This is a genomic window from Nocardioides solisilvae (assembly GCF_003194625.1).
In the GTDB taxonomy this organism is placed as follows: domain Bacteria; phylum Actinomycetota; class Actinomycetes; order Propionibacteriales; family Nocardioidaceae; genus Nocardioides; species Nocardioides solisilvae.
The window spans coordinates 26,701-49,638 of the sequence record NZ_QHKX01000001.1; the positions used below are offsets into that span (position 1 = coordinate 26,701).

The 22,938-nt window shown below is 73.9% G+C and carries 25 protein-coding genes; 16 read left to right on the top strand and 9 right to left on the bottom strand.

Going from position 1 to position 22,938, the window contains the following annotated elements:
* The first annotated feature begins 149 nt into the window (after positions 1-149).
* The 13 genes from DNK53_RS00165 (at position 150) to DNK53_RS00225 (ending at position 10,351) form a co-directional block, all read left to right on the top strand.
* Positions 150-443 carry a flagellar FlbD family protein gene (locus DNK53_RS00165; RefSeq protein ID WP_239456281.1) on the top strand — a complete coding sequence of 98 codons (294 nt, stop codon included), beginning with the start codon at positions 150-152 and terminating at the stop codon, positions 441-443.
* A 1-nt stretch (position 444) separates the two neighbouring features.
* Positions 445-1,209, top strand: coding sequence for a motility protein A (locus tag DNK53_RS00170; protein ID WP_110180327.1), 765 nt, complete (start codon positions 445-447; stop codon positions 1,207-1,209).
* The gene (locus DNK53_RS00175) at positions 1,209-2,102 is read left to right on the top strand and encodes an OmpA/MotB family protein (RefSeq protein ID WP_110180328.1); all 894 of its coding nucleotides are present in this window, start codon (positions 1,209-1,211) and stop codon (positions 2,100-2,102) included. Before DNK53_RS00170 ends, DNK53_RS00175 begins: the two co-directional genes overlap by 1 nt.
* The gene (locus DNK53_RS00180) at positions 2,099-2,548 is read left to right on the top strand and encodes a flagellar basal body-associated FliL family protein (protein ID WP_110180329.1); all 450 of its coding nucleotides are present in this window, start codon (positions 2,099-2,101) and stop codon (positions 2,546-2,548) included. The genes DNK53_RS00175 and DNK53_RS00180 overlap by 4 nt, the downstream gene beginning before the upstream one ends.
* Before the next feature lie 154 nt (positions 2,549-2,702).
* The gene (locus DNK53_RS00185; RefSeq protein WP_239456282.1) at positions 2,703-3,614 is read left to right on the top strand and encodes a flagellar motor switch protein FliM; all 912 of its coding nucleotides are present in this window, start codon (positions 2,703-2,705) and stop codon (positions 3,612-3,614) included.
* Positions 3,611-4,441: a flagellar motor switch protein FliN gene (gene fliN / locus DNK53_RS00190; RefSeq protein ID WP_110180331.1), complete on the top strand. Its 831-nt coding sequence runs from the start codon at positions 3,611-3,613 to the stop codon at positions 4,439-4,441. Before DNK53_RS00185 ends, fliN begins: the two co-directional genes overlap by 4 nt.
* A gap of 3 nt (positions 4,442-4,444) precedes the next feature.
* On the top strand, positions 4,445-4,933 hold the full coding sequence (locus DNK53_RS00195; RefSeq protein WP_110180332.1) for a flagellar biosynthetic protein FliO: 489 nt from the start codon (positions 4,445-4,447) through the stop codon (positions 4,931-4,933).
* Complete coding sequence (gene fliP, locus DNK53_RS00200; protein WP_239456283.1) at positions 4,930-5,757, top strand: flagellar type III secretion system pore protein FliP; 828 nt, start codon at positions 4,930-4,932, stop codon at positions 5,755-5,757. Before DNK53_RS00195 ends, fliP begins: the two co-directional genes overlap by 4 nt.
* Positions 5,754-6,023: a flagellar biosynthetic protein FliQ gene (locus tag DNK53_RS00205; RefSeq protein ID WP_110180333.1), complete on the top strand. Its 270-nt coding sequence runs from the start codon at positions 5,754-5,756 to the stop codon at positions 6,021-6,023. Before fliP ends, DNK53_RS00205 begins: the two co-directional genes overlap by 4 nt.
* 10 nt (positions 6,024-6,033) lie before the next feature.
* On the top strand, positions 6,034-6,798 hold the full coding sequence (locus tag DNK53_RS00210) for a flagellar biosynthetic protein FliR (protein ID WP_110180334.1): 765 nt from the start codon (positions 6,034-6,036) through the stop codon (positions 6,796-6,798).
* Positions 6,799-6,805: 7 nt separating this feature from the next.
* Positions 6,806-7,948, top strand: a complete 1,143-nt coding sequence (locus DNK53_RS00215) for an EscU/YscU/HrcU family type III secretion system export apparatus switch protein (RefSeq protein ID WP_110180335.1) — start codon at positions 6,806-6,808, stop codon at positions 7,946-7,948.
* A gap of 79 nt (positions 7,949-8,027) precedes the next feature.
* The gene (flhA, locus tag DNK53_RS00220) at positions 8,028-10,082 is read left to right on the top strand and encodes a flagellar biosynthesis protein FlhA (RefSeq protein WP_110180336.1); all 2,055 of its coding nucleotides are present in this window, start codon (positions 8,028-8,030) and stop codon (positions 10,080-10,082) included.
* Positions 10,079-10,351: a hypothetical protein gene (locus tag DNK53_RS00225; protein ID WP_162599679.1), complete on the top strand. Its 273-nt coding sequence runs from the start codon at positions 10,079-10,081 to the stop codon at positions 10,349-10,351. Before flhA ends, DNK53_RS00225 begins: the two co-directional genes overlap by 4 nt.
* Positions 10,352-10,357: 6 nt before the next feature.
* On the opposite strand, the gene DNK53_RS00230 is transcribed toward DNK53_RS00225, so the two are convergent.
* Both DNK53_RS00230 and pdxH read right to left on the bottom strand, forming a co-directional pair.
* Entirely contained in the window at positions 10,358-11,932 is a 1,575-nt protein-coding gene (locus DNK53_RS00230; RefSeq protein ID WP_110180338.1) for a GAF domain-containing sensor histidine kinase, read from the bottom strand.
* Between the two features lie 327 nt (positions 11,933-12,259).
* A complete protein-coding gene (gene pdxH / locus DNK53_RS00235; RefSeq protein WP_239456284.1) occupies positions 12,260-12,940 on the bottom strand; it encodes a pyridoxamine 5'-phosphate oxidase in 681 nt (226 codons plus the stop codon).
* Positions 12,941-13,059: 119 nt separating this feature from the next.
* On the opposite strand from pdxH, the gene DNK53_RS00240 reads away from it, so the two are divergent.
* Positions 13,060-14,163 carry a citrate synthase 2 gene (locus DNK53_RS00240; RefSeq protein WP_110180339.1) on the top strand — a complete coding sequence of 368 codons (1,104 nt, stop codon included), beginning with the start codon at positions 13,060-13,062 and terminating at the stop codon, positions 14,161-14,163.
* 119 nt (positions 14,164-14,282) lie between these two features.
* On the top strand, positions 14,283-14,720 hold the full coding sequence (locus DNK53_RS00245) for a DUF5709 domain-containing protein (RefSeq protein WP_110180340.1): 438 nt from the start codon (positions 14,283-14,285) through the stop codon (positions 14,718-14,720).
* A gap of 20 nt (positions 14,721-14,740) precedes the next feature.
* Here the strand turns inward: DNK53_RS00245 and DNK53_RS00250 are convergent, their stop codons facing one another.
* The 3 genes from DNK53_RS00250 to DNK53_RS00260 form a co-directional block, all read right to left on the bottom strand.
* The gene (locus tag DNK53_RS00250) at positions 14,741-16,909 is read right to left on the bottom strand and encodes an Ig-like domain-containing protein (RefSeq protein WP_162599680.1); all 2,169 of its coding nucleotides are present in this window, start codon (positions 16,907-16,909) and stop codon (positions 14,741-14,743) included.
* Positions 16,910-16,973: 64 nt separating this feature from the next.
* Entirely contained in the window at positions 16,974-17,651 is a 678-nt protein-coding gene (locus DNK53_RS00255; protein WP_110180342.1) for a VldE C-terminal domain-containing protein, read from the bottom strand.
* A 147-nt stretch (positions 17,652-17,798) separates the two neighbouring features.
* On the bottom strand, positions 17,799-18,329 hold the full coding sequence (locus tag DNK53_RS00260; RefSeq protein WP_110180343.1) for a GNAT family N-acetyltransferase: 531 nt from the start codon (positions 18,327-18,329) through the stop codon (positions 17,799-17,801).
* Between the two features lie 51 nt (positions 18,330-18,380).
* Here DNK53_RS00260 and serC point away from each other — a divergent pair, with 51 nt between their 5' ends.
* The gene (gene serC / locus DNK53_RS00265) at positions 18,381-19,514 is read left to right on the top strand and encodes a phosphoserine transaminase (RefSeq protein WP_110180344.1); all 1,134 of its coding nucleotides are present in this window, start codon (positions 18,381-18,383) and stop codon (positions 19,512-19,514) included.
* Between the two features lie 116 nt (positions 19,515-19,630).
* Here serC and DNK53_RS00270 read toward each other — a convergent pair whose 3' ends face one another.
* Genes DNK53_RS00270 through fabG form a run of 4 tightly spaced genes read right to left on the bottom strand, consistent with a single transcriptional unit; the run spans position 19,631 to position 22,938 of the window.
* Complete coding sequence (locus DNK53_RS00270) at positions 19,631-20,083, bottom strand: MaoC family dehydratase (RefSeq protein ID WP_110180345.1); 453 nt, start codon at positions 20,081-20,083, stop codon at positions 19,631-19,633.
* Entirely contained in the window at positions 20,083-21,297 is a 1,215-nt protein-coding gene (locus DNK53_RS00275; protein ID WP_110180346.1) for an acetyl-CoA C-acetyltransferase, read from the bottom strand. Before DNK53_RS00275 ends, DNK53_RS00270 begins: the two co-directional genes overlap by 1 nt.
* Positions 21,298-21,301: 4 nt before the next feature.
* The gene (locus DNK53_RS00280; protein WP_239456285.1) at positions 21,302-22,198 is read right to left on the bottom strand and encodes an HTD2 family dehydratase; all 897 of its coding nucleotides are present in this window, start codon (positions 22,196-22,198) and stop codon (positions 21,302-21,304) included.
* A gap of 2 nt (positions 22,199-22,200) precedes the next feature.
* The gene (gene fabG / locus DNK53_RS00285; RefSeq protein ID WP_110180347.1) at positions 22,201-22,938 is read right to left on the bottom strand and encodes a 3-oxoacyl-ACP reductase FabG; all 738 of its coding nucleotides are present in this window, start codon (positions 22,936-22,938) and stop codon (positions 22,201-22,203) included.

The window sequence follows — 22,938 nt, forward strand, 5'->3', positions numbered from 1 at the left end:
CGCGGGCGCCTCCGCGCCGGCCCGGCCGCACCTTCGTGCGGACGGGTCGGCCGGAAGGCCTCAGGTCGGGCCCCGCCCGGCCGAAGTGAAGGAACGAGGGCCACGGACGGCCCTCGGCTGGACGCACAAGGATGGTGCCGATCGTGATCATGCTGACCCGACTCTCAGGGACGCAGTTCGTCCTGAACTCCGACCTGATCGAGCGCATCGACGCCACCCCCGACACGGTCATCACGCTGACCGACGGGACGAAGTACGTCGTCGCGGACTCCATGACCCAGGTCGTCGCCGCGGTGCGGGGCTTCCGCTCCGAGATCGTCGCGCTCTCCGCGATGGTGCCGCCCGATCTGGAGCAGCTCTTCCCCACCCCGCACACGGCCCACCTGGCGCCGGTCACCAGCCTCCCGGGGCGCGAGGCCGCCGCCGAGCGGCGGGAGAGCTGACATGGATCCGGCCACCCTGATCGGCATCGTCCTGGCGTTCGGGATCATCATCCTGTCCAACATCCTCGAGGGCGGTAACCCCGCCTCGATGATCCTGCTGCCGCCGATGCTCCTCGTCTTCGGCGCGACCCTGGCCATCTGCTTCGCCGGCGGCACCCTGGCCGACGGCAAAGCGGTCCCCGGGTCGCTCAAGCGGGCGTTCACCGCGAAGGCGCCCTCCTCGGGCGACCTCGTCCCGGTGGTCGTCCAGCTCGCCGAGCGCGCCCGGCGCGACGGGCTGCTGGCCCTGGAGGACCAGCTGCGCGGCATCGACGACCCCTTCCTGGTCAAGGGCGTCACCCTGGCGATCGACGGCACCGACCCCGCCGAGGTGCGCGACATCCTCGAGGCGGAGGTCTACGCCAAGAAGTCGCAGGACAAGCACGCGGCCAAGTTCTTCGCCGACGCGGGCGCCTACGCGCCCACCATCGGCATCGTCGGCACCGTGATGGGCCTGGTGCACGTGCTGGAGAACCTCGCCCAGCCCGAGGAGCTCGGCCACCTGATCGCGGCGGCGTTCCTCGCCACCCTGTGGGGCGTCTGCTCCGCCAACGCCATCTGGCTGCCGATCGCCGCGCGGCTCAAGCGGCTCAGCGAGCTGGAGTGCCACCGGATGGAGGTGGCGATCGAGGGGGTCGCCGCGATCCAGGCCGGCGCCAACCCGCGGGTGATCGCGCAGAAGCTCAACTCGCTGCTCCCCGCCGCCGAGCAGGCGAAGGCCGCCTGATGGCCGGGAAGCGGCGCGAGCCGGAGGAGGAGCACGAGAACCACGAGCGGTGGCTCGTCACCTACGCCGACATGGTCACCCTCCTGATGGTGCTCTTCATCGTGATGTTCGCGATGAGCCAGGTCGACGAGAAGAAGTTCAGCGCCCTCAAGGAGGGCCTGGCCGCGGGCTTCGGCCAGTCGGCGCTGGTGATGGACGGCTCCGAGTCGATCCTCGACAACCCGGGCAGCGCCGCCGTCAAGACGGTCACCACCGAGCAGTACCGCGACCTCACCCCCGAGCAGCAGAAGGCCGTGGACGAGGCGGTCAGCCAGACGGTGGCCCAGCAGGAGCGGCTGCGGACGCAGCGCAGGTACGCCGAGGCGCAGGCCGAGGCGGACCGGCTCGCGGAGGTCCGGCGCCAGCTGCACCGGGCGCTGCGCGCCAAGGGGCTGCAGGACGACGTGGTCACCACGATCGACAACCGCGGGCTCGTGGTCAGCCTGGTCTCCCGGCACGTCGTCTTCGAGGCCAACCTGGCCGACCTGACGACCCGCGGCCGGCAGGTCGTGGACACCCTGGCCCCGGTGCTGGCCAGGATCCCCGACGCGCTCCAGATCGACGGCCACACCAACCAGGTCCCGGTGAAGCCGAAGTACTACCAGACCGACTGGGACCTCTCCGCCGCCCGCTCGATCACCGTGCTGCGGCACCTGAGCGAGCGACGCGGGATCCCGGGCGAGCGGCTGACCGCCTCGGCGTTCGGCCACGAGAAGCCGCTCGTGGACCCCGACCGCCCGGGGTCCCAGCAGATCAACAAGAGGGTCGACATCGTGGTGCTCTCCGCGCTGCCGGCCGAGACGCGCGAGCTCCTCGAGCAGGCGGCCCGCGAGGACGAAGGAGACCCGGCATGACCGTCACCGCGATGCAGCCCGTGGCCGCCCCCGCGACCCCCGAGGGGGGCGAGGAGCCGAAGAAGGGCGGCAAGAAGAAGCTCGTGGTCGTCCTGCTCCTGGTGCTCGCGCTGGGCGGCGGCGGGTGGTTCTTCTTCCTCAAGCCGTCGGGCCCCACCGAGCCGGTGCCCGGCGAGGTGGTGACGCTGGAGTCGATGCAGCTCAACCTCGCCGGCGGCCACTACCTGCGCCTGGGCATGGCCCTCCAGCTCGAGGAGGGTGCCCACGAGGCCGACGGGAGCAAGGCGCTGGACGCCGCGATCACCGTCTTCAGCGGCCTCGAGATGTCCAAGCTGGTCACCACGGAGCAGCGCGAGGAGCTGCGCGGCAAGCTGATGGAGAAGCTCGACCACGCCTACCACGGCGAGGTGCTGGAGGTGTACTTCACCGAGTTCGTCACCCAGTAGCGGCGGGGAGCCCCGACGGCTCCCGACCGGTCGGCAGACCGCCCGACGAATGGTCTAGTCCGAAATCCCTCAGGAGGGCACGGGTCGCGCCGATACGACCTACGTGACCCCTCCCGCGCCGTCCGCACCCGCGTCCCAGAACGGGACGTCGGGCGTGCGCGCGCGCCGTCGCAACCGCCGGGCCGAGCCGGTCGTCTACGACTTCCGCCGGCCGATCCAGCTGAGCCGCGAGCACTCGCGGATCCTGCAGCTCGGCTTCGACAGCTTCGCGCGGCAGGCCACCACCGTCTTCACCAGCTGGCTGCGCACCGTCTGCGCCGTCCAGCTGCTCTCCATCCACCAGCTCAGCTACGACGAGTACATCGACTCCCTCGCGGCCCCGACCTACATGGTCAAGCTCACCGCGGAGCCGATGCACGGCCTCGCCATGCTGGAGGTGCCGCTGCCGGCCACGATGGCCAGCATCGACCACATGCTCGGCGGCCCCGGCGGCGCGGTGCAGCCCGTGCGGCCGCTCACCGAGATCGAGTCGGGCGTGATCCGGGGCCTGGTCGACCGGCTGCTGAGCGAGATGCGCTACGGCCTGGCCGCGATCGCCGACTTCGAGCTGCTGCCGGCCGGCATCGAGTACAGCCCCCAGTTCGCCCAGATCGCCGGCGCCGCCGACGTCATGGTGGTGGTGGAGTTCGAGCTGCGGATCCTCGAGATCGCGCACCGGATGACGCTCTGCCTGCCCTTCAACGGGCTGCTCCCCCACCTCACCAAGGCCGCCGCCCCGGCCCCGGTCTCGGAGCGCGAGCTGGTCAAGCGCGAGGAGGCGGCCCGGCTGCTCCACGACCGCTTCGCCGACGTCCCGGTGGAGGCGAGCGTCCGGCTCCGGCCCACCGCGCTCCACCCCACGGCGCTCGCCGCGCTCAAGCCCGGCGACGTCCTCCGCCTCGCGCACCCGGCGTCCGCGCCGCTCGACGTCTGCGTCGACGACACCACGTTCGCCCACGCCACCGCCGGGGCCAAGGGCCCGCGGCTCGCCGCCCTCATCGTGGGCACCCCGAAGGAGAACGCATGATCCCCCAGCCGCAGACCGCGCCGGACCCGACCCTGGCCGTCACCGCCGCCACCGCCGCGGCCGGCCTGCTCCCGGCCGTGACCCCGCTCAGCGCGGTCACCGCGCAGCCGGGCAACGAGCACGTCACCGCGGCGTTCGCCGGGGCGGCCATCGCCAGCCTGGAGGGGCCCGACGGGCGCACCCACCGCGCCGCCGTCCTGGTCGGCGAGGAGTTCGTCCGCGCCCTGGTGGAGAGCCCGCTGGGCGGGCTCGACCTCGCCGCGGCCACCCAGCCCGCGATCGACGCCCTCGCCGCCGCGCTGGGCTGCACGGCCCGGGCGGCCGTCCCCGTCGACCTCTCGATGGTCGTCGCCGACCTCGGCGGCCCCTTCACCGCCGTGCCGCTCGTCGGGCAGGGCATCGAGGCCGCCGTCCTGCTCTGCGACTCCGCCCTGGTCCCCGCCACGGCCGTCCCCGCGCCCCCCGCGGCGGCCTTCGCCGCCACCCACGTGATCGCTGAGCCCGTCGCCGCGCCCGCCGCCGAGGCCGGCCCGCTCTCCTACGGCGCCCCGACGCCCCAGCCGGGCGACCACGTCGCCGCGCGGCGCGGCATCGAGATGCTGGCCGGCGTCGACATGGAGGTCACGGTCGAGCTGGGCCGGACCCGGATGGCGGTCCGCGACCTGCTGGCGCTCTCCCCCGGCACCGTGCTGGAGCTCGACCGCGCCGCCGACGGCCCGGCCGACCTGCTGGTCAACGGCCGTCTCATCGCCCGCGGCGAGGTCGTCGTGGTCGACGAGGACTTCGGCCTCCGGATCACCGAGATCGTGGACGAAGCGGGCGCCTGACCCGTGCTCGAGCTCACCCTCCGGCTGGTCTTCTCGCTGGCCGTCGTCGTCGGCCTGCTCCTGCTGCTGGCCCGTCTCGGGGCACGTCGGTTCAAGGGCGGCGCCGACGCGCTGGTCCGCGTGGTGCACCGCCAGCCGCTGAGCCGCACCACGGCGGTCGCCGTGGTGACGGTGGGCAGCCGCGTCCTCGTGCTGGGCACCACCGAGCACCAGGTCACCGTGCTGACCGAGCTGGACCCCGAGGAGCTGGTGGGCGAGGAGCTCGCCGACGCCGAGGACGACGGGGCCGCAGGCCCGGCCGGCACGGCGTACGCCGCCCCCGGCGACGCCGCCCCCGCGGGCGGCGCCCGGCGCCTCGAGCCGCAGGTCGCCCCGGAGACCACCCCGCTCGGCGGGTCGGTCCTCTCCCCGGCGACGTGGCGCCAGGCGCTGGCCGCCCTGCAGGACCGCGGCCGCGAGGGCCGCGACGACCGCGGCAGGCACCGGCCGTGAGGTGGCTGCCACGGGTGCTCGGGGCCGCGCTGGCAGGCCTGCTCCTCGCCCTTCTCCTCGGGTCGGTGGGCGGCGCCGCGCACGCCGTCGACCTCTCCCTCAACCCCGAGGGCCCCGGCGGGCCGTCGGGACCGTCCGGGCCCTCGGGCGGCAGCTCGGTCACGATCGAGCTCGACGGGCTGACCGAGACGCCGAGCAACTCGGTCGTCATCATCATCGCGCTCACGCTGCTCTCGCTGCTGCCCGCGATCCTGCTGACCTGCACCAGCTTCACCAAGATCCTCGTGGTACTCGGGCTGACCCGCAACGCCCTCGGCCTGCAGCAGACCCCCAACAACCAGGTCCTGGCCGGGCTCGCGCTCTTCCTCAGCCTGTTCATCATGGGACCGGTCCTCTCCCAGATCAACGACGTCGGCCTGCAGCCCTACCTCGACGGCGACAAGACCTCGACCGCCGCCTTCACCGACGGGATGGAGCCGCTGCGGGAGTTCATGCTCGACCAGTCGGGCGACGAGGAGCTGATCCTGCTCACCAACGTCGCCGGGCGGGACCTGCCCGAGGACCGCGACGACGTCGGGATGACGACGCTGGTGCCGGCGTTCGTGCTCAGCGAGCTCAAGCAGGCCTTCATCATCGGCTTCATCATCTTCATCCCCTTCCTGGTGATCGACATCGTGGTCAGCGGGGCGCTGATGGCGCTCGGCATGATGATGATGCCGCCGGTCATGGTGTCGCTCCCGTTCAAGCTGCTGCTCTTCGTCCTCGTGGACGGATGGGGGCTGGTGGTCACCTCCCTGGTCTCGAGCTACGGAGGGCCGGGATGACCGACACCGTCGTCATCGAGATCGCGCTGCGCACCATGGTGGTGGCGCTCAAGCTCTCCGCGCCGATCCTCGTCACCTCGCTGGTGATCGGCTTCGCGATCTCCCTCTTCCAGTCGATGACCCAGATCCAGGAGTTCACCCTCGCGTTCGTCCCCAAGCTGGTCGGCGTGGGCGTGGCCCTGCTGGTCAGCGGCAACTGGATGCTGCACACCCTGGTGACCTTCACCCTGGACCTCTTCGAGGCGCTGCCCTCGATGCTCGGCTAGGGGCCGTGCCGTGGTCCTCTCCCTCGCCGGGCCCGAGCTGCTCGCCTACCTGATGGCCTCGCTGAGGATCGGGGCCTGGCTGGCGGTGGTCCCGCCGTTCTCGTCCCGCTCGGTGCCGACCATGGCCAAGGTGGTGCTGGCGCTGGGGCTGGCGTTCACCGTCGCCCCCTCGCTGCGCGGCCAGGTGGCCACGGGCACGTGGGACCTCGTGGTCGTCGCGGTCACCCAGGTGCTCGTGGGCGTGGGGATGGGCTTCGTGACCTTCCTGCTCTTCCAGGCGATCTCGGCGGCCGGGGCCTTGGTCGACATCTTCGGCGGCTTCGCGCTGGCCGCCGCCTTCGACCCGCTGGCGATGAACATGAACACCGTCTTCGGCAAGTTCCACCAGATGCTGGCCACGATGCTGCTCTTCGCCACGGGCGGTCACCTGCTGGTGATCGGCGGGCTGCTCAGCACCTTCGAGCTGCTGCCCCTCGGCGAGGTGCCGGACACCGCGGGCGCGCCCGGCGTCCTCACGACGGCGTTCGGGATGTTCTTCGTCACCGCGGTGCAGATCGCGCTGCCGATGATCGCCGTGCTCTTCGTCGCCGACCTGGCGCTCGCCCTGCTCACCAAGGTGGCGCCCCAGCTCAACGCGATCAACGTGATGTTCCCGGCCAAGATCGGGCTCACCCTGCTGCTGCTCGGCCTCTCCTTCCCGGTGTTGCCCGAGGCGATGGAGCGGCTGGTCACCCTCGCAGGTGAGGCCATGGCCGCGATCGCGGGCGGGGGGTGAGGGGCCGGTGAGCGAGGAGAAGACAGAGAAGCCCACCCCGAAGAAGAAGAAGGAGAACCGCAAGGAGGGGCAGGTCCCGCGCACCCAGGAGCTGGGCGGCTGGGCGTCGATGCTGGCGGTGGGGATGGCCCTCCCGATGCTGCTGGGGCGCGAGCTCTCGGCGCTGCGCGACCTCATGACCGCCTCGCTGACGGCGGTCGAGGCCGCCGACCCCGCCCTGGCGATGGAGCTGCTCAGCCGGGGGCTGTGGCACGTCGCCCTGGCCCTGCTCCTGCTGGCCTCCGGCGTGATGGTGATCGGCGTCGCCGGGGCCCTCGCCCAGGGCGGCTTCTACCTCGCCACCAAGGCGGTCAAGCCCAACTTCAAGAAGCTCAACCTCATCCAGGGCGCCAAGCGGGTCTTCGGCCCCCAGGCCTTCTGGGAGGCCGCCAAGATGATCCTCAAGAGCTCGGCCGTCGGCCTGCTGGCCTACCTCGTCGTGAAGTCGATGATGCCGCTGCTCGGCGGGCTGATGCCGATCCCGCAGGTGCTCGACGTGATCGCCGAGGAGTCGCTCGGCCTGATCCGCAACGTCGCGCTCGCCGGCCTGGTGATGGCCGCCGCCGACTACGCCTTCCAGCGGCGCAAGATCGGCAAGCAGACCCGGATGACCAAGCAGGAGGTCAAGCAGGAGCACAAGAACTCCGAGGGCGACCCGCTGGTCAAGAGCGCCATCCGCTCCCGCCAGCTCGCCGCCGCCCGCAACCGGATGATGGCCGACGTGCCCACCGCCGACGTCGTCCTGGTCAACCCCACCCACGTCGCGGTGGCGCTGCGCTACGAGCCCGAGCGGGGCGCCCCCGTCGTGGTGGCCCGCGGCGCCGGGGCCGTCGCCGCCCGGATCCGCGAGGAGGCCACCGGCCACCGGGTGCCGCTCGTGCGCGACGTCCCGCTGGCCCGCGCCCTGCACTCCTCGACCCGGGTCGGGCAGGAGATCCCGCCGGAGCTCTTCGCGGCCGTCGCGCAGGTGCTGGCCTTCGTGATCAGCCGTCGCACCCGGGGCCACCGGGGCGGCGAGCACCGCAGCCCGCGCACCGAGGCCGAGCTGCCGAAGGTGCTGCCGGCAGGACGTCGCAGAAAGTCCTCAGAAGTCGTGGCCGAGGGCCGATAGGTCCTCCGAGGCACCAGGACGGTGCCCGTCGCGCCACGGAGGGCGCACCGGATGAGGTGACCCTTCGAGAGGATCCTGCGTGAAGCGCTTGACGCAGCTGGGCGTGCCGGTCGGCATCGTGCTGATCGTCGTGATGCTGGTGGTGCCGCTGCCCGCCGTCGTGCTCGACCTGCTCATCGCCCTCAACATCACCGGTGCGCTGCTCATCCTCATGGTGGCGATGTTCGTCCAGAAGCCGCTCGACTTCGCCGCGTTCCCGGCGGTCCTGCTGGTGATGACGCTCTTCCGGCTGGCGCTCAACGTGAGCGCCACCCGCCTCGTGCTGCTGGACGGGTACGCCGGCAAGGTGATCGACACGTTCGGCCACTTCGTCGTCGGCGGGTCGCTCGTGGTCGGCATCATCGTCTTCGCGATCCTCCTGGTGATCCAGTTCGTCGTCATCACGAACGGTGCCGGCCGGGTCGCCGAGGTCGGCGCCCGCTTCACCCTCGACGCGATGCCCGGCAAGCAGATGGCCATCGACGCCGACCTCAACTCGGGGCTGATCACCGAGGACCAGGCCCGACGGCGGCGCGCCGAGGTGCACGCCGAGGCCGACTTCTACGGTGCGATGGACGGCGCCTCCAAGTTCGTCAAGGGCGACGCGATCGCCGCCATCGTCATCACGCTGGTCAACCTGATCGGCGGCTTCGCGATCGGCGTGGCCCAGATGGGGATGCCCTTCGGCGAGGCGATCCAGACCTACAGCCTGCTCTCCATCGGCGACGGCCTCGTCTCCCAGATCCCCGCGCTCCTGCTCTCGGTCGCGACCGGCCTCGTGGTCACCCGGCACGCCGGCGACGACGACATGGGCAGCGACATCGTGCGGCAGATCACCGCCAACCAGATGCCGCTGCGGATCGCCGGCTTCGCGGCGTTCTCCCTCTGCCTGATCCCCGGCCTGCCCAAGCTGCCGTTCCTGGTCGCCGGCGGGGTGATGCTGCTGGCCTCGACCCGGGTCCCGGAGAAGGCGGACCCCGAGGAGGCCGCCCAGCTGGCCGCCGTCGAGGCCGCCCCCAACCCCGACTCCCCCGAGCTGCTGGCCGCCGAGATCCAGGTCGACCCGCTCGGCCTCGAGCTCGCCCCCGACATCATCGACCTGGTCGACCCCAGCGTCGGCGGCGACCTGCTCGACCGGGTCAAGGCGCTGCGCCGCAAGGTCGCCGGCGACATCGGCATCGTCGTGCCGCCGGTCCGCACCCGCGACAACATCGACCTGCCGTCGCGCACCTACGCCATCACGCTCTTCGGGATCGAGGTGGCCCGCGGCGAGGCCCCCTCGGGCCACGTCATGGCGATCGGCGACTACCTCGGCAACCTGCCCGGCCAGGTCGGCGTCGAGCCCGTCTTCGGGCTGGAGGCCAAGTGGATCCCCACCGAGCTGCGCAACCAGGCGGAGCTCACCGGCGCGACCGTCGTCGACCGGGCGTCGGTGATCACCACCCACCTGGCCGAGGTCGTCACCCAGCACGCGGCCCGCCTGCTCGGCCGCGAGGACGTGCGGCTGCTCACCGACGTGGTGAAGCGCAACCACCCCGTCGTGATCGAGGAGCTCACCCCCACCCAGCTCAGCCTCGGCGAGGTGCAGCGGGTGCTCCAGTCGCTGCTCGACGAGAAGATCTCCGTCCGCGACCTGGTCCGGATCTTCGAGGCGCTCTCGCTGCGGGCGGCGGCGTCGAAGGACCACGACGGGCTCGTCGAGGCGGCCCGCCAGGCGCTCGGCCCCGCCGTCGTGGCGCCGTACCTGCAGAACGGCGACGTCCACGTGATCAGCCTGGAGCCCCAGCTGGAGCACCGGATGCTCGAGTCGATGCGCGCCACCGACCACGGCGCCGTCCTCGCGCTCGACCCCGACGTCGGCCAGGCCGTGCTGATCCAGCTCACCGGGCTGACCCAGGAGTCCGAGAACCGCGGCGAGAGCCCCGTGCTGGTCTGCGCGCCCCAGATCCGCGCGGCGCTGCGCCGCCTGGTCCGGCCCACGCTGGACCGGCTGCCGGTCCTTTCCTACTCCGAGCTCGGCGGGAGCGGGCAGGTCCGGTCCGTCGGCGTCGTCACCGGTGACCGCGCCCTCACCCGCACGGGGGCGACCGGATGAGCATGGGTCCCCTGCACGGAGCTGTGCTGGGAGCGGCCGCGGTCGTCTCCTCCCCCGCCCTGTGGCTCAGCCTGGTCGAGGGGACGCTGCCGCTCGCCGACGCGCTCACCCGCTACCTGGTCTGCGTGGGGATCTGCTGGGCGCTGCTCAACGCCGTGGCAGCGCTCGTCATGGCGGGGCCGGTCCCGGCGACCGACCCGGGTGGCGCGGTCGACCCGAGCGACCCGGCCGTGGCCGCCGAGGCGGGGCGGGCGCACGACGTCGACTGACGGCGCCTAGCCCGAGCCCGGCAGCGGCACCCGCCACCGGGCGACGGTCCCGGTGCCTGCGCCGGGGACGTCGTCGCCGCTCGCCGGTCCCGCCTCGAAGGTGCCGCCGAGCAGCGACGCGCGCAGGCCCACGTTGTCCAGCCCGCTGCGCGGCTCGCCCGGGTCGAGGCCCCGGCCGTCGTCGGCGACGCGCACCTCCAGGCACCCGTCGCCCCGGCACAGCAGCACGTGGCAGCTGGTGGCCCCCGCGTGCCGGGCGACGTTGGAGAGCAGCTCGCGCAGCGTGGCCAGCAGGTGCTCGACGAGGACGGCGTCGTCGAGGGAGTCCAGGTCGCCCTCGCTGCGCAGCACGGGCGTGAACCCCAGCGTCGGGGCGTACTCGGCCAGCAGCGCGCGAGCATCCTCGCGCAGCCGCGGCGCCCGGTCGCGGTGCAGGTCGAAGATGGTGGAGCGGATGTCGCGGATCGTGAGGTCCAGGTCGCCCACGGCACCCTTGAGGCCCTTCCGCACGCGCTCGAGGTCGTCCTCCCGGAGCAGGTTGCGGATCTGCAGCCCCGAGGCGAAGATCCGCTGGATCACGACGTCGTGCAGGTCCCGCGCGATGCGCTCCCGCTCGCTGACCACCGCCAGCCGCTCCCGGTCCTGCACGGAACGCGCCCGGTCGAGCGCCACGCCCGCCTGCTCGGCGAAGGTGGCCACCACCTCGTGCTCCTCGGGGGTCACCGGTGCGGTCCGACCCGTCCACCAGACGCCCAGCAGGTGACGCTGCTCGACGCGCCAGTCCACCGGCTGCACCGCGATCACGTCGCGCCCGAAGACCAGGACCTGCGCCCGGCCGGTCGCCAGGACCTCGTCGAGCGCCGGACGGGCGGCCGCGAAGAGGGTGCGGCTGCGGGTCAGGTAGCCGCGCCGCACCTCGAGCGCCCGGACCTCGTGCATGCCGCCCGGGTCGGGGACCAGGACGCCCGCCCCCGTGGCCCCGAGCGCGTGGCGCACCGACCGGGTGACGAGGCCCAGCACCTCGTCGAGGGAGACCGGGTCCGGGGACCCGATCGCGTGGGCGACGCCGCTCGTCGCCTCCAGCACGACGCGGCGCCGCTCGCTCTGGGCGTGCATCCGGGCGTTGCGCAGGGCGGTCTCGGCGGTCCGCGCGACGGCCTCGACCTGGGAGGCGTCGAAGGGCCCGAACGCCGCCCCCGCGGGCTCGGAGACGGTGACCCGGGCGACCGGGGTGCCGCCCACGACCAGCTCCTGGCGCAGGACCGGGGCCTCCGGCCCGGGCGGCGCGACCGGGTGCCGGCTGCGGCCCCGCTCGGTGACGACGCCCTCCACCTCCCCGTCGTGGCCCAGCAGCTCGACCACCGCGCGGCCGGCGCCGGTGACCGTGCGGGCCCCCGCGGCGGTACGGCGCAGCACGCGCTCCTCGTCCAGGTCGGAGCCGAGCCGGATGATCGTCCACAGCAGCTGGGTCAGGTCCTCGAACATCTGCGGGGGCAGCTCCTCGACGGTGCGCGGCAGCCGGTCGGGCCGCGCCGCCGACGGCAGCGGCCCGTCCTCCGCCGGCCGTCCCCCCTGCTCCACCCGGCCAGCGTCTCACGCCGGGACGGGGCCGGGACGCAGGCGGACCGGGACGCAGGCGAGTCAGGACGCAGGCGACCCGCAGGCTGCTCGCGTGGAGCCTGGGCCGGTCGGACGTCCGGAGCCTGCGGGTCGGGTGACTGCGGTGGACTAGCTGCTAGCTCGCAGCCACCTCACGCATCCGGAAAGACTTCATCTCTCGGACCACCTCCTTTCCCGTGTGGTTCCACGGTAGGTCGGCGAACCGCCGCGGCCAAGGGGTTTTTCAGGCAGAGGGGTCTTCAGGCAGAGGGGTCTTCAGGGCGAGGGGTCTTCAGGGCGAGGGGTCGTTCAGGGGGCCAGCCGGCGGCGCACCCAGGCGGCGGGGTCCGTCCCGGGGCGGAGGTACTCGATCCGGTCGTGCATCCGCCCCGGCCGCCCCTGCCAGAACTCCCAGGCCAGGGGGCGCACCCGGTAGCCGCCCCAGCGCGGGGGCACGGGCACGTCGGAGCCGGCGAACCGGGCCTCGGCGTCGGCGTAGGCCGCGGCCAGCTCGTCGGCCGACGCCACCGGGTCCGACTGCTGCGAGGCCCAGGCGCCGAGCTGGGAGCCGCGGGGCCGGGAGGCGAAGTAGGCGGCCACCTCGTCGGGCGGCAGCGACCACGCCTCGCCGGTGACCCGGACCTGCCGCTCCAGCGGGTGCCAGTCGAAGAGCAGGGCGCACCGCGGGTTGCCGGCCAGCTCCACCCCCTTGCGGGAGCCGCGGTTGGTGTAGAAGACGAAGCCGCGCTGGTCGAACCCCTTGCACAGGACCGCCCGGGCCGAGGGCTGTCCGTCGGTGCTGACCGTGGCGACCACCATCGCGTTGGGCTCGTGCAGCCCCGAGGCGATCGCCTCGGCGAGCCAGCGGCGGAAGAGCGCGACGGGGTCGTCGCCCGCGTCGTCCTCGCCCAGCCCGCGGTCGCCGTACTCCCGGCGCAGCTCGGCCAGCGACGGGGTGGGCGGAGGACGCGGGGGCTGCGGGGGTTCCACGCAGGCGACCCTAGACCGGCCGGGTGCGCCGCCGGAACCGGCGCGGGTGCAGAATTGGTGTCCGGTGCCACACGCAGCGCAGCGCACCCCCCATCCCCCGACGAAGGAGTCGAAGCCGCATGACCGAGGTTCACCACGGACTGGAGGGCGTCGTCGCCTTCGAGAGCGAGATCGCCGAGCCCGACAAGGAGGGGTCGGCCCTGCGCTACCGCGGCGTCGACATCGAGGAGATCGTCGGCCGGGTGCCCTTCGAGAACGTGTGGGGGCTGCTGATCGACGGCAGCTACACCCCCGGTCTCCCGCCGGCCGAGGCCTACAACCTTCCCGTGCACACCGGTGACGTCCGCGTCGACGTGCAGGCCGCGATCGCCATGCTGGCCCCCGCGTTCGGCTTCGGCCAGACCTACGACATCAGCGACGAGCAGGCCCGCGAGGACCTCGCCCGGGTCGCCGTCATGGTGCTGTCGTACGCCGCCCAGTCGGCGCGCGGGCTGCACAAGCCGGTCGTGCCCCAGAAGCTGGTCGACGAGGGCGCCACCCTGGCCGAGAAGTTCCTGCTCCGCTGGAAGGGCGAGGCCGACCCGAAGCACGTCAAGGCGATCGACGCCTACTGGTCGTCGGCGGCCGAGCACGGCATGAACGCCTCCACCTTCACCGCCCGCGTCATCACCTCCACCGGTGCCGACGTCGCCGCGGCGTTCTCCGGGGCCATCGGCGCGATGAGCGGCCCGCTGCACGGCGGCGCCCCCTCCCGCGTGCTCGGGATGATCGAGGACGTCGAGAAGTCGGGCGACGCCCGCGCCTACGTCAAGCGGCTGCTCGACGACGGGGAGCGGCTCATGGGCTTCGGCCACCGCGTCTACCGCGCCGAGGACCCGCGGGCCCGCGTGCTGCGCCGGACCGCTCGCGAGCTCGACGCGCCCCGCTACCAGGTCGCCGAGGAGCTGGAGAAGGCCGCGCTGGCCGAGCTCCGCGAGCGCCGTCCCGACCGCGTGCTGGAGACCAACGTCGAGTTCTGGGCGGCCATCGTCCTCGACTTCGCCGAGGTGCCGGCCCACATGTTCACCTCGATGTTCACCTGCGCCCGGACCGGCGGCTGGTCGGCGCACATCCTCGAGCAGAAGCGCACCGGGCGCCTGATCCGTCCGTCGGCCGTCTACACCGGCCCCGCGACGCGTCCGGCGTCGGCGATCGAGGGCTGGAACCCCGACTGGTCGGCCTGAGCCACCCGCACCACCCCGCACCACCCCGCAGCACGCATCGCGCCCCGGGGATCGGGTACGTCGTCGCACGACACCGGAACGACACCGGCACGACAGCGAACCCGATCCCAGGAGCGACGATGACCGAGACGCCCGACAGCGAGTCCTACCACGGCTACAGCGTGGACGACGAGGACCAGCCGCAGGGGGACGGCGACAGCCTCGTCGACGACCGCGGGCTCGCCGAGCCCTTGGACGAGGGCTACTCGCCCCCCGAGAAGTGGTCGGCGGCGCAGGGCTACGGCAACACGCCCTACGAGGAGGCGACCGGCGAGAGCCTCGACCAGCGGATCGCCCAGGAGGTCCCCGAGCCGGACCCCTACGACGAGGCCGCCCGACGCGAGGCCGACGAGGAGCTGGACGACGGCGAGGTCGGCGACCGGCGGGCCGGCCGGCTGGTGGACCCCGACCGCGGCATCGGCGAGGACACCGAGAAGGACCTGGTCGGCGAGGACGTCGGCATCGACGGGGCCGGGGCCAGCGCCGAGGAGGCCGCGATCCACGTCGTGGAGGAGTAGCCCCCGCCCGGAGGCGGGCCTCAGCCCGCCCGGGCCGGCGGCCCGTAGCGGACGGTGTACCCGCCCGGGACGGCGTCGAAGACGGCGTACTCCAGTCCCTGGACCTCCCGCACGTCGTGCGGGAGGTCCTTCCCGTGGTGCAGCACCCGCCGGACCACGCCGTCGCGGGTGCGCAGCGGCATCATCGCGCGCAGCATCCCCGGACCGCCGACCTCCGCGGCCGAGGGCCCCCGCACGCGGAAGTGCACGTGGCGGTCGTCCCGCTGGGGGTGTCCGTACGTCGTGGCGGCCCGCGCGTCGGTCCACGCGAGCAGCTGTTCGGCGGAGACCACGGGGACCCGCAGCCCGCGGGCGACCGAGACCAGGTCGTCGGCGAACGAGTCGGTGAAGTCGACGTGGGTGCCGAAGGCGCCGACCCAGCCCTGCGGACCGCGGGCCCGGGAGACGAGCCGGCGCAGGGCGTCGGCGTCGCCGTGGAAGACCTCGTCGACGAGGTGCGTCTCCTGCTGGTGGACGTCGAGCAGGCCGCCGTCGAGGTCGCTGAACCGCATCGGGAGGCCGGAGCCGGTCATGAACCCCTCGCGGCGGTCCACCCACTCGGGGGGCCACCGGTAGTAGTTCATGTCCAGCCGGATCCCCCACGCGCGCTCCACCCGCGGCTGGGTGAGCGGGTCGGAGGTGACCACGCAGTGCAGGCGGCTGCCCCGCTGTGCCGGCAGCGCGGGGAACCGGGCGCGGAACGCCCGCAGGCCCCGGGCGTAGGCGAGGTCGAGCGAGCGCGGCGACCAGTTCTGGCAGCTCGTGGTGACGTGGGCCCCGAGGTCGAAGCCGGCCGCCACCAGCTCGTCGGCCTCGGCAGGCGTCAGCTCCGCCTCCGGGTAGATCCAGGAGGTGCCCCGGGCGCACTCCCAGCGGGCCACCACGCAGCCCGGCGGGTCGCCGGACACGAGCCGGCGGAAGTGCGCCAGCGTCCCGTCCTCGACGCCGTGGTCGTCGGCGGCCAGCACCACGGCGGCCGCGTGGTCCCGGGGCAGGTACCACCACCGCGGCAGCGGACGGCCCGCGTCGGCCGAGGCCTCGACCAGCTGGCGGGAGAGGAGACGCATCTGCTCGTCCGCGTGGGGCACCTCCGCGGTGCCGGGGTCCACCCAGTCCTCCCCCTCCCCCGGCGGGGCCTCGAAGAGCTCGTTGGGGCGCAGCGGCGGGTGGCCGTCGTGCTCCCGCCCGGCCCAGGCGGGGTTGCCCTGCCGGGTCAGCACCACGGCCCGGGCGAGGTCCCAGGTGAAGGCCGTGACCCGCCCGCCCCGCTCGCCCAGCCGTCGGACGGTCACGCCCGGCACGGCCCGGGCCCCGGCACCGGCTCCCGGCAGGACCTGCGCCACGACCTCGGCCCCGCGGCCGACGCGCACGACGTCGGCGGGCCCGTGCAGCGGGTGGGCGGCGGCCCACGCCGGCTGGCCGGTGCTCACACGCCCGTCCGGCACCGGCGCCCTGCCGGCCGGCACGTGGCCGGCGAGCCGGGCGAGGGCGCCCCGGGGACGGAAGAGCACGGCGTGGCCCCCGCGGCGCACCCACCCGGCGAGGGCGTCGGCCGCCGGCCCGGGCGGGGTCCGCGACAGCAGGACGGCCTCGTGGCGACGCAGGACGCCCGGGTCGAGGCCGGCGACGTCGACCGTGGTGAAGGCGGTGAGCCCCTCCGCCCGGAGCACCTCGGCGAGGAAGTCGTCGTACGGGTCCTCGGCGTCGAGCGCCAGCAGCACCGGACCGCCCGGGCCTCGGGTCAGGGGCGCGCGGGACGGCACGGTGAAGGACCACTCCACCGGCTCCACCACGCCCGGCACCTCCACCACCGCCCGGTGGCGTCCGGACGCGAGCGGCTCCCGCGGCTCGAACTCGACGCCGCGCATCGCCGGGTCGAGGTGGACGGCGCCGGGGACGGCCTCGCCGTGGGCGTCGACCAGCGAGAAGCGCAGCCGGTCGGCCACCCCCGAGAGCGAGCCGTTGAGCACGACGTCGAGCCGCGCCCGGGGCGAGACGTCCTCGGCCCCGTCGGGCGGGTAGTGGCCCAGCACCCGCGGGGCCGGCTCGTCGCGCAGCACGGCGCGGCCCACGCCCCACGCCGTCCCCGCCAGCAGGAGCAGCACGAGCACGCCCGCCGACCGGCGCCCCCACCGCGACCTCGTCCCCACGGGTCCACGCTAGGCGAGGTCTAGGCACCGGACCCGGGACGTCCGGCGGGATCCCCCAAGTGGGTTACGGCGTGGGGGTGGCGTCCGGCGGAAAGGTCTGGACCGGCAGGGCGGGCTGCTCGAGGTACCAGCTGGTCAGCCCGCGCGCGGCGCGCCGGGTCAGCGAGACGTGCACGTGGTCGCGGTGGCGCAGGGTGGGCGAGCAGCGCCGCCTCGTGCGGCAGGACGAGCTGAGGTAGGGGCGCGGCACGAAGCCGTGGTACGCCGACCAGATGGTGTCGTCCCAGATCACGTACATGATCCCCATCCGGCGGGCCAGGGCGTGCGGGTTGCCGAGGTGGTCGGGGGCCAGCACCTCGGCGAGGAACTGGGTGGCGAGCGCCTCCTGGGCGGGGTCGCGCACGTCGAGCATCCAGTCGAAGGCGCGGGCCTCGTGGTGCTCGGAGCTCGCCGCGCCCGAGCAGCTGCGGCCGATCGGGCCCTGGCCGCCGCCCCGGGCGACGAGCACCTCGGCCAGCAGCAGCACGCCGGGCCTGGACCGCGGCCGGCAGCGCCGGGGCGGCTGGTAGCGCGCGTAGGGCTCCAGCGCCGAGGCGTAGACCAGGGCGGCGCTGAGCACCGGCACCCGCGCGGCGACGGCGGGGCGGCCGGCGCGGTCCGCGCGGTCGGGTCCGGGATCGGACGCCGGGCCGGCCTGGGCCGGGCCCGGCGTCGTCACCGCCGTGGCCAGCAGGAGCACCATGAGCGCCCCGACGATCCCTCGCCGAGCCGCCGTCCTGTCCGCCCTGCGGCGCCCTCCCCGAGTCCCTCCAGTCACGTCCGTGACGCTACGTCGGGGTGGCCCCGCGTGTCCGGCGTACCCCCGAGAAAGTGCGAGAAGATCGTGCTGCTACGGCGTGTCGGCTGGACTCGGGGCCAGATCCTTGCCGAAGCACCGGGAGAGCTCGGCCTCGGCGTAGTAGCCGTACCCCGGGATCACGTGGTAGCCGGACGACTCGTAGAGGGCGATCGCCTCGGGCTGCCGCAGCCCCGTCTCCAGCACCAGCGTCCGCACGCCGGCCGCGGCCGCGGCCTCCTCGAGCTGGGCCAGCACCTGCCGGGCAAGGCCGAGGCGCCGGTGCGACGCCGCGACGTACATCCGCTTCACCTCGGCGACCGGTCCCGGGCCGGTGCCCGGCGGCGGCGCGACCTGCCGCCAGGCGCCGGTCGCGACCGGCACCCCGTCGAGGTAGCCGACGTAGAAGCCGCCCCGCTCCCCCTCGAACTGCGACGGGTCGATCGGCGCCTCGTCGGGCCCGCCGTAGCGCTGGACGTACTCCGCCTGCACCTCCTCCACCAGCCGCACGGAGTCGGGGTGCGTGATCGGCCTCCGGGCCAGCCGCAGGGCGGGTCGGAGGTCGTCGGGTGCTGCGGTCGTCATGGGGCGGAATCCGTTTCGCTGCGCGCGTGGCCGGGTGACAGACTAGACGCCGTGACCTCCACGTCCCCCGACGCGCTGACCATCCCGGCCGACCTGCTCCCCGCCGACGGGCGCTTCGGCTCCGGGCCGTCGAAGATCCAGCCGGGGCACGTCGAGGCGCTCGCCGCCACCGGCACCTCCCTGCTCGGCACCTCGCACCGGCAGGCGCCCGTGCGGGACGTCGTCCGCCGGGTCCGCGACGGGCTCCGCGACCTCTTCTCCCTGCCCGAGGGCCACGAGGTGGTGCTGGGCAACGGCGGCGCGACGGCGTTCTGGGACGTGGCCGCGTTCGGCCTGGTCCGGCAGCGCAGCCAGCACCTCGTCTTCGGCGAGTTCGGCGCCAAGTTTGCCGGCTCGGTCGCGGCGGCCCCGTGGCTCGAGGAGCCCACGGTGGTCGAGGCCGCGCCCGGGTCGCGGTCGGAGCCCCACGCCGAGGAGGGGGTCGACGTCTACGCGTGGACCCACAACGAGACCTCGACCGGCGTGATGGCGCCGGTGCGCCGCCCCGCGAGCGTGGCCGACGACGCCCTCGTCGTGGTCGACGGCACCTCCGGCGCCGGCGGGCTGCCGGTCGACGTCGCCGAGACCGACGTCTACTACTTCGCCCCGCAGAAGTGCTTCGCCTCCGACGGCGGGCTGTGGATCGCCCTGATGTCCCCGCGCGCCCTGGCCCGCGCCGACGAGATCGCCTCGAGCGGGCGCTACGTGCCGCCGTTCCTCGACCTCCCGACGGCCATCGACAACTCCGCGAAGGACCAGACCTACAACACCCCGCCCGTCGCGGCGCTCTTCCTCATGGCCGAGCAGCTCGACTGGATGAACGGCGCCGGCGGGCTCGACGCGATGGTGGAGCGGACCACCGCCTCGGCCGAGGCGCTCTACGGGTGGGCCGAGAAGTCGTCCTTCGCGTCGCCGTACGTCGCCGACCCCGAGCACCGCTCGCTGGTGGTCGGCACGATCGACTTCGACGAGTCGGTGGACGCCGCCCGGCTCGCGGCGGTGCTGCGGGCCAACGGGATCGTCGACACCGAGCCCTACCGCAAGCTGGGCCGCAACCAGCTGCGGATCGCGATGTACCCCGCGGTCGACCCCACCGACGTCGAGCAGCTCACCCGCTGCCTCGACCACGTCGTCGAGCACCTCTGACCCCCTGAAACCGAGATAGTCCCCCACGTCCTGACCAAGGACACGCCGTGGCGTGCGGTCAGAACGCGGGGGACTATCGGCCCGCCCTGCGTGAGGGCGGGCGAGGGGGTCGTCGCTCAGGGGAGGACGAGCGTGATGGTCTCGGCCACGCAGACGGGCCGCTCGCTGCCCTCGGCCTCGACGGTCCACGAGGTGCGCACCTGGGTGCCCGACCCGACGGCGTCGACCGAGGTGAAGGTCGCGGTCGCCCGGATCGGGGTGCCGGTGCGCAGCGGCGCGGGGAATCGGATCTTGTCCACCCCGTAGTTGAGGCGGGCGCTGCCCGCGTCGATGCGGAAGAGCCTGAGGCCGAAGCCCGGCAGCATCGAGGCGGTGAGGAACCCGTGCACGATCGTCCCGCCGAAGGACGAGGACGCCGCTCGCTCGGGGTCGACGTGGATCCACTGGTGGTCGCCGGTGAGCTCGGCGAAGGCGTCGACCGCCGCCTGGTCCAGCGTCACCCACTCGGTGGGCCCCATCGCCTCACCGACCGCGGCCTCGATCTCGGCGACGCTGCCGAGGACCCGCATCAGGAGACCCGCTCGAAGATCGCGGCGAGGCCCTGGCCGCCGCCGATGCACATGGTCTCGAGGCCGTAGCGGGCCTCGCGACGCTGCAGCTCGCGGGCGAGGGTGGCGAGCATCCGGCCGCCGGTGGCACCGACGGGGTGGCCCAGCGAGATGCCCGAGCCGTGCACGTTGGTGCGGTCGTGGTCGGCGGCGCCGAACTTCCACTCCCGCATCACCGCCAGCGCCTGGGCGGCGAACGCCTCGTTGAGCTCGATCAGGTCGATCTCGTCGAGCCGCAGCCCGGCCTTGTCGAGCGCGACCTGGGTCGCCGGCACGGGGCCGATGCCCATCACCTTGGGCTCGACGCCGGCGACGCCCCAGCTCACCACGCGCACCAGCGGGGTCAGCCCCAGCCGGGCGGCGTTCTCCGGGGTGGTGACGATCGACAGGGAGGCGGCGTCGTTCTGGCCGGACGCGTTGCCGGCGGTGACGGTCGCCTCGGGGTCGGACTTGCCGAGGATCGGGCGGAGCTTCGCCAGCGACTCCATGGTGGTGTCGGGGCGCGGGTGCTCGTCGACCGTGACGACCGTCGACTCGCCCTTGCGGCCGGGCACCGTCACCGGGACGATCTCCTCGGCCAGCACGCCGGACTCCTGCGCGGCCACGGCCCGCTGGTGCGACTGCACGGCGAGGGCGTCCTGCTCCGCGCGGCTGATGGAGTACTCGCGGCGCAGGTTCTCGGCGGTCTCGAGCATCCCGCCCGGCACCGGGTAGTGCCGGCCGCCCGCGGTGGAGCGGGCCCGGACCAGGCTGTCGTGCATCGTGACGCCGCTGCGGGCGCCGCCCCAGCGCATGTCGGTGGAGTAGAACGACGCGTTGCTCATGCTCTCGGTGCCGCCGGCGACCACCAGGTCCATCGCGCCGGTCTGCACCTGCATCGCGGCGTTGAGGACGGCCTGCAGGCCCGAGCCGCAGCGGCGGTCCAGGTGCTGACCCGGGACGGTCACGGGGAGACCGGCGTCGAGGGCGACGACGCGGCCGATGGCGGGCGCCTCGCTGTTGCCGTTGCAGTGGCCGAGGATGACGTCGTCGACCTCCTCGCCCGACAGGCCGGTCCGCTCCAGCAGCCCCTTGAGCGCGGCGACGCCGAGGTCGACGGCGGTGAGGGAGGCGAACATCCCCCCGTAGCGGCCGATCGGGGTGCGGACCGGCTCGCAGATGACTGCTTCACGCATGGCTTCACTCATGACGAGTGCCTTTCTCGAGGGGGTGGACGTCCAGGGAGGTGCGGGGAGCGCCGTCCGCGCCGGAGAGCAGCGCGGTGGTCCCGGACGGGTGCGGGTCGTGGGTGACGCGGGCGGGCTGCCCGCAGAAGAGGGGGGCTCGGTTGCGGTGCCGCAGCACCACCGGGCCGTCGAGCGCCCCGGCCCGGCGCAGCGACTCCGCGAGGAGCAGCGTCATGAGGGGGCCGTGGACGACGAGTCCGGGGTAGCCCTCCACCCGGGTGGCGTAGGGCCAGTCGTAGTGGATCCGGTGGGCGTTCGCCGTGGCGGCGCTGAAGCGCAGCAGGACGGTGGGGTCGGTGACCACGTCCCAGGCCGGCATACCGTCCGGGACCGCCCGCAGCGGCGGCCCGGTGGGCGCCTGGTCGGTCGGCGGCTCGGGGAGCTCGCCGCCGGCCGGCGCCCCGGCCTCGCGGTAGAGGACGTCCTGGCGCTCGACGAGGCACAGGTCGCCGTCGGCGCCGCGCACCTCGGTCTCCACGACGACGAGGACGAGCGGGCCGGAGCGGCCCGTCTTGTCCGTCACGGAGACCACGCGGGCCTCGCTCCGGACCTCCTCGCCGACCCGGGGCGCCCGGTGCCAGGCGACCTCTCCCCCGGCGAACATCCGCCGGGGCAGGGCGACGGGCGGCAGGAACGAGCCGGTCCGCGGGTGGCCGTCGGGCCCGAGCACCGAGGACGCCGCCCAGCGGGGCAGCGCGACCCAGTGCCACAGCGGCGGCAGCGGGTCGCCGGTCTCCGGCGCGGGCCCGTCGTCGAGCAGCGCGGCCAGCGCCCGCACGGGCGCGGGGTCGACCAGCTCGGTGCGGACCAGCGGCGTCGGCTCCCAGCCGTCGTACGCCGGCACGGGCACGGTCACATGAACCGGCCGCCGGTGACCTCGGCCACCGTGCCGGTCATGTACGACGAGAGGTCCGAGCCGTAGAAGAGCGCCACGGAGGCGATCTCCTCGGGCTCGCCGGGGCGGCCCATCGGGATCTCGGCCATCTTCTGGTCCCAGGCCTTCTGCGGCATCGCCTCGGTCATGGCGGAGCGGATCAGCCCGGGCTGGATCGCGTTGACCCGGACGCCGTGGTGGGCCATCTCCTTGGCCGCGGCCTTGGTCATCCCGACGATCCCGGCCTTGGCGGCGGAGTAGTTGGTCTGCCCGACCATGCCGACCTTGCCCGAGAGCGAGGAGATGTTGACGATGGCGCCGGACTTCTGCTCCCGCATCCGCGCGGCGGCCAGCCGGGTGCCGTTCCAGGTGCCCTTGAGGTGGACGCTGATCACGAGGTCGAAGTCCTCCTCGCTCATGGTGCGCATGGTGGCGTCGCGGGTGATCCCGGCGTTGTTGACGAAGACGTCCAGCGAGCCGTAGGTGTCGACCGCGGCGTCGACGAGCGCCTGCACCTGGCCGGCGTCGACCACGTCGCAGCGGACCCCCAACGCCCGGTCGGCGCCGAGCTCGGCGGCCGCCTTCTGGGCGGCGGTCTCGTCGAGGTCGCCGATGACGACGCGGGCGCCCTCCTCGACGTAGCGGCGGGCGATCGCCAGGCCGATGCCCTGGGCGCCCCCGGTGACGACGGCGGTGCGGTTCTCGAGCAGGGACAT

Excerpts from the sequence above, each read along its gene's own strand:
- DNK53_RS00165 (WP_239456281.1), top strand. The coding sequence starts at position 150 with ATGCTGACCCGACTCTCAGGGACGCAGTTCGTCCTGAACTCCGACCTG.
- DNK53_RS00170 (WP_110180327.1), top strand. The coding sequence starts at position 445 with ATGGATCCGGCCACCCTGATCGGCATCGTCCTGGCGTTCGGGATCATC.
- DNK53_RS00175 (WP_110180328.1), top strand. The coding sequence starts at position 1,209 with ATGGCCGGGAAGCGGCGCGAGCCGGAGGAGGAGCACGAGAACCACGAG.
- DNK53_RS00180 (WP_110180329.1), top strand. The coding sequence starts at position 2,099 with ATGACCGTCACCGCGATGCAGCCCGTGGCCGCCCCCGCGACCCCCGAG.
- fliN (WP_110180331.1), top strand. The coding sequence starts at position 3,611 with ATGATCCCCCAGCCGCAGACCGCGCCGGACCCGACCCTGGCCGTCACC.
- DNK53_RS00205 (WP_110180333.1), top strand. The coding sequence starts at position 5,754 with ATGACCGACACCGTCGTCATCGAGATCGCGCTGCGCACCATGGTGGTG.
- DNK53_RS00225 (WP_162599679.1), top strand. The coding sequence starts at position 10,079 with ATGAGCATGGGTCCCCTGCACGGAGCTGTGCTGGGAGCGGCCGCGGTC.
- DNK53_RS00240 (WP_110180339.1), top strand. The coding sequence starts at position 13,060 with ATGACCGAGGTTCACCACGGACTGGAGGGCGTCGTCGCCTTCGAGAGC.
- DNK53_RS00245 (WP_110180340.1), top strand. The coding sequence starts at position 14,283 with ATGACCGAGACGCCCGACAGCGAGTCCTACCACGGCTACAGCGTGGAC.
- DNK53_RS00255 (WP_110180342.1), bottom strand. The coding sequence starts at position 17,651 with ATGGTGCTCCTGCTGGCCACGGCGGTGACGACGCCGGGCCCGGCCCAG.
- DNK53_RS00260 (WP_110180343.1), bottom strand. The coding sequence starts at position 18,329 with ATGACGACCGCAGCACCCGACGACCTCCGACCCGCCCTGCGGCTGGCC.
- DNK53_RS00270 (WP_110180345.1), bottom strand. The coding sequence starts at position 20,083 with ATGCGGGTCCTCGGCAGCGTCGCCGAGATCGAGGCCGCGGTCGGTGAG.
- DNK53_RS00275 (WP_110180346.1), bottom strand. The coding sequence starts at position 21,297 with ATGCGTGAAGCAGTCATCTGCGAGCCGGTCCGCACCCCGATCGGCCGC.
- fabG (WP_110180347.1), bottom strand. The coding sequence starts at position 22,938 with ATGTCCCTGCTCGAGAACCGCACCGCCGTCGTCACCGGGGGCGCCCAG.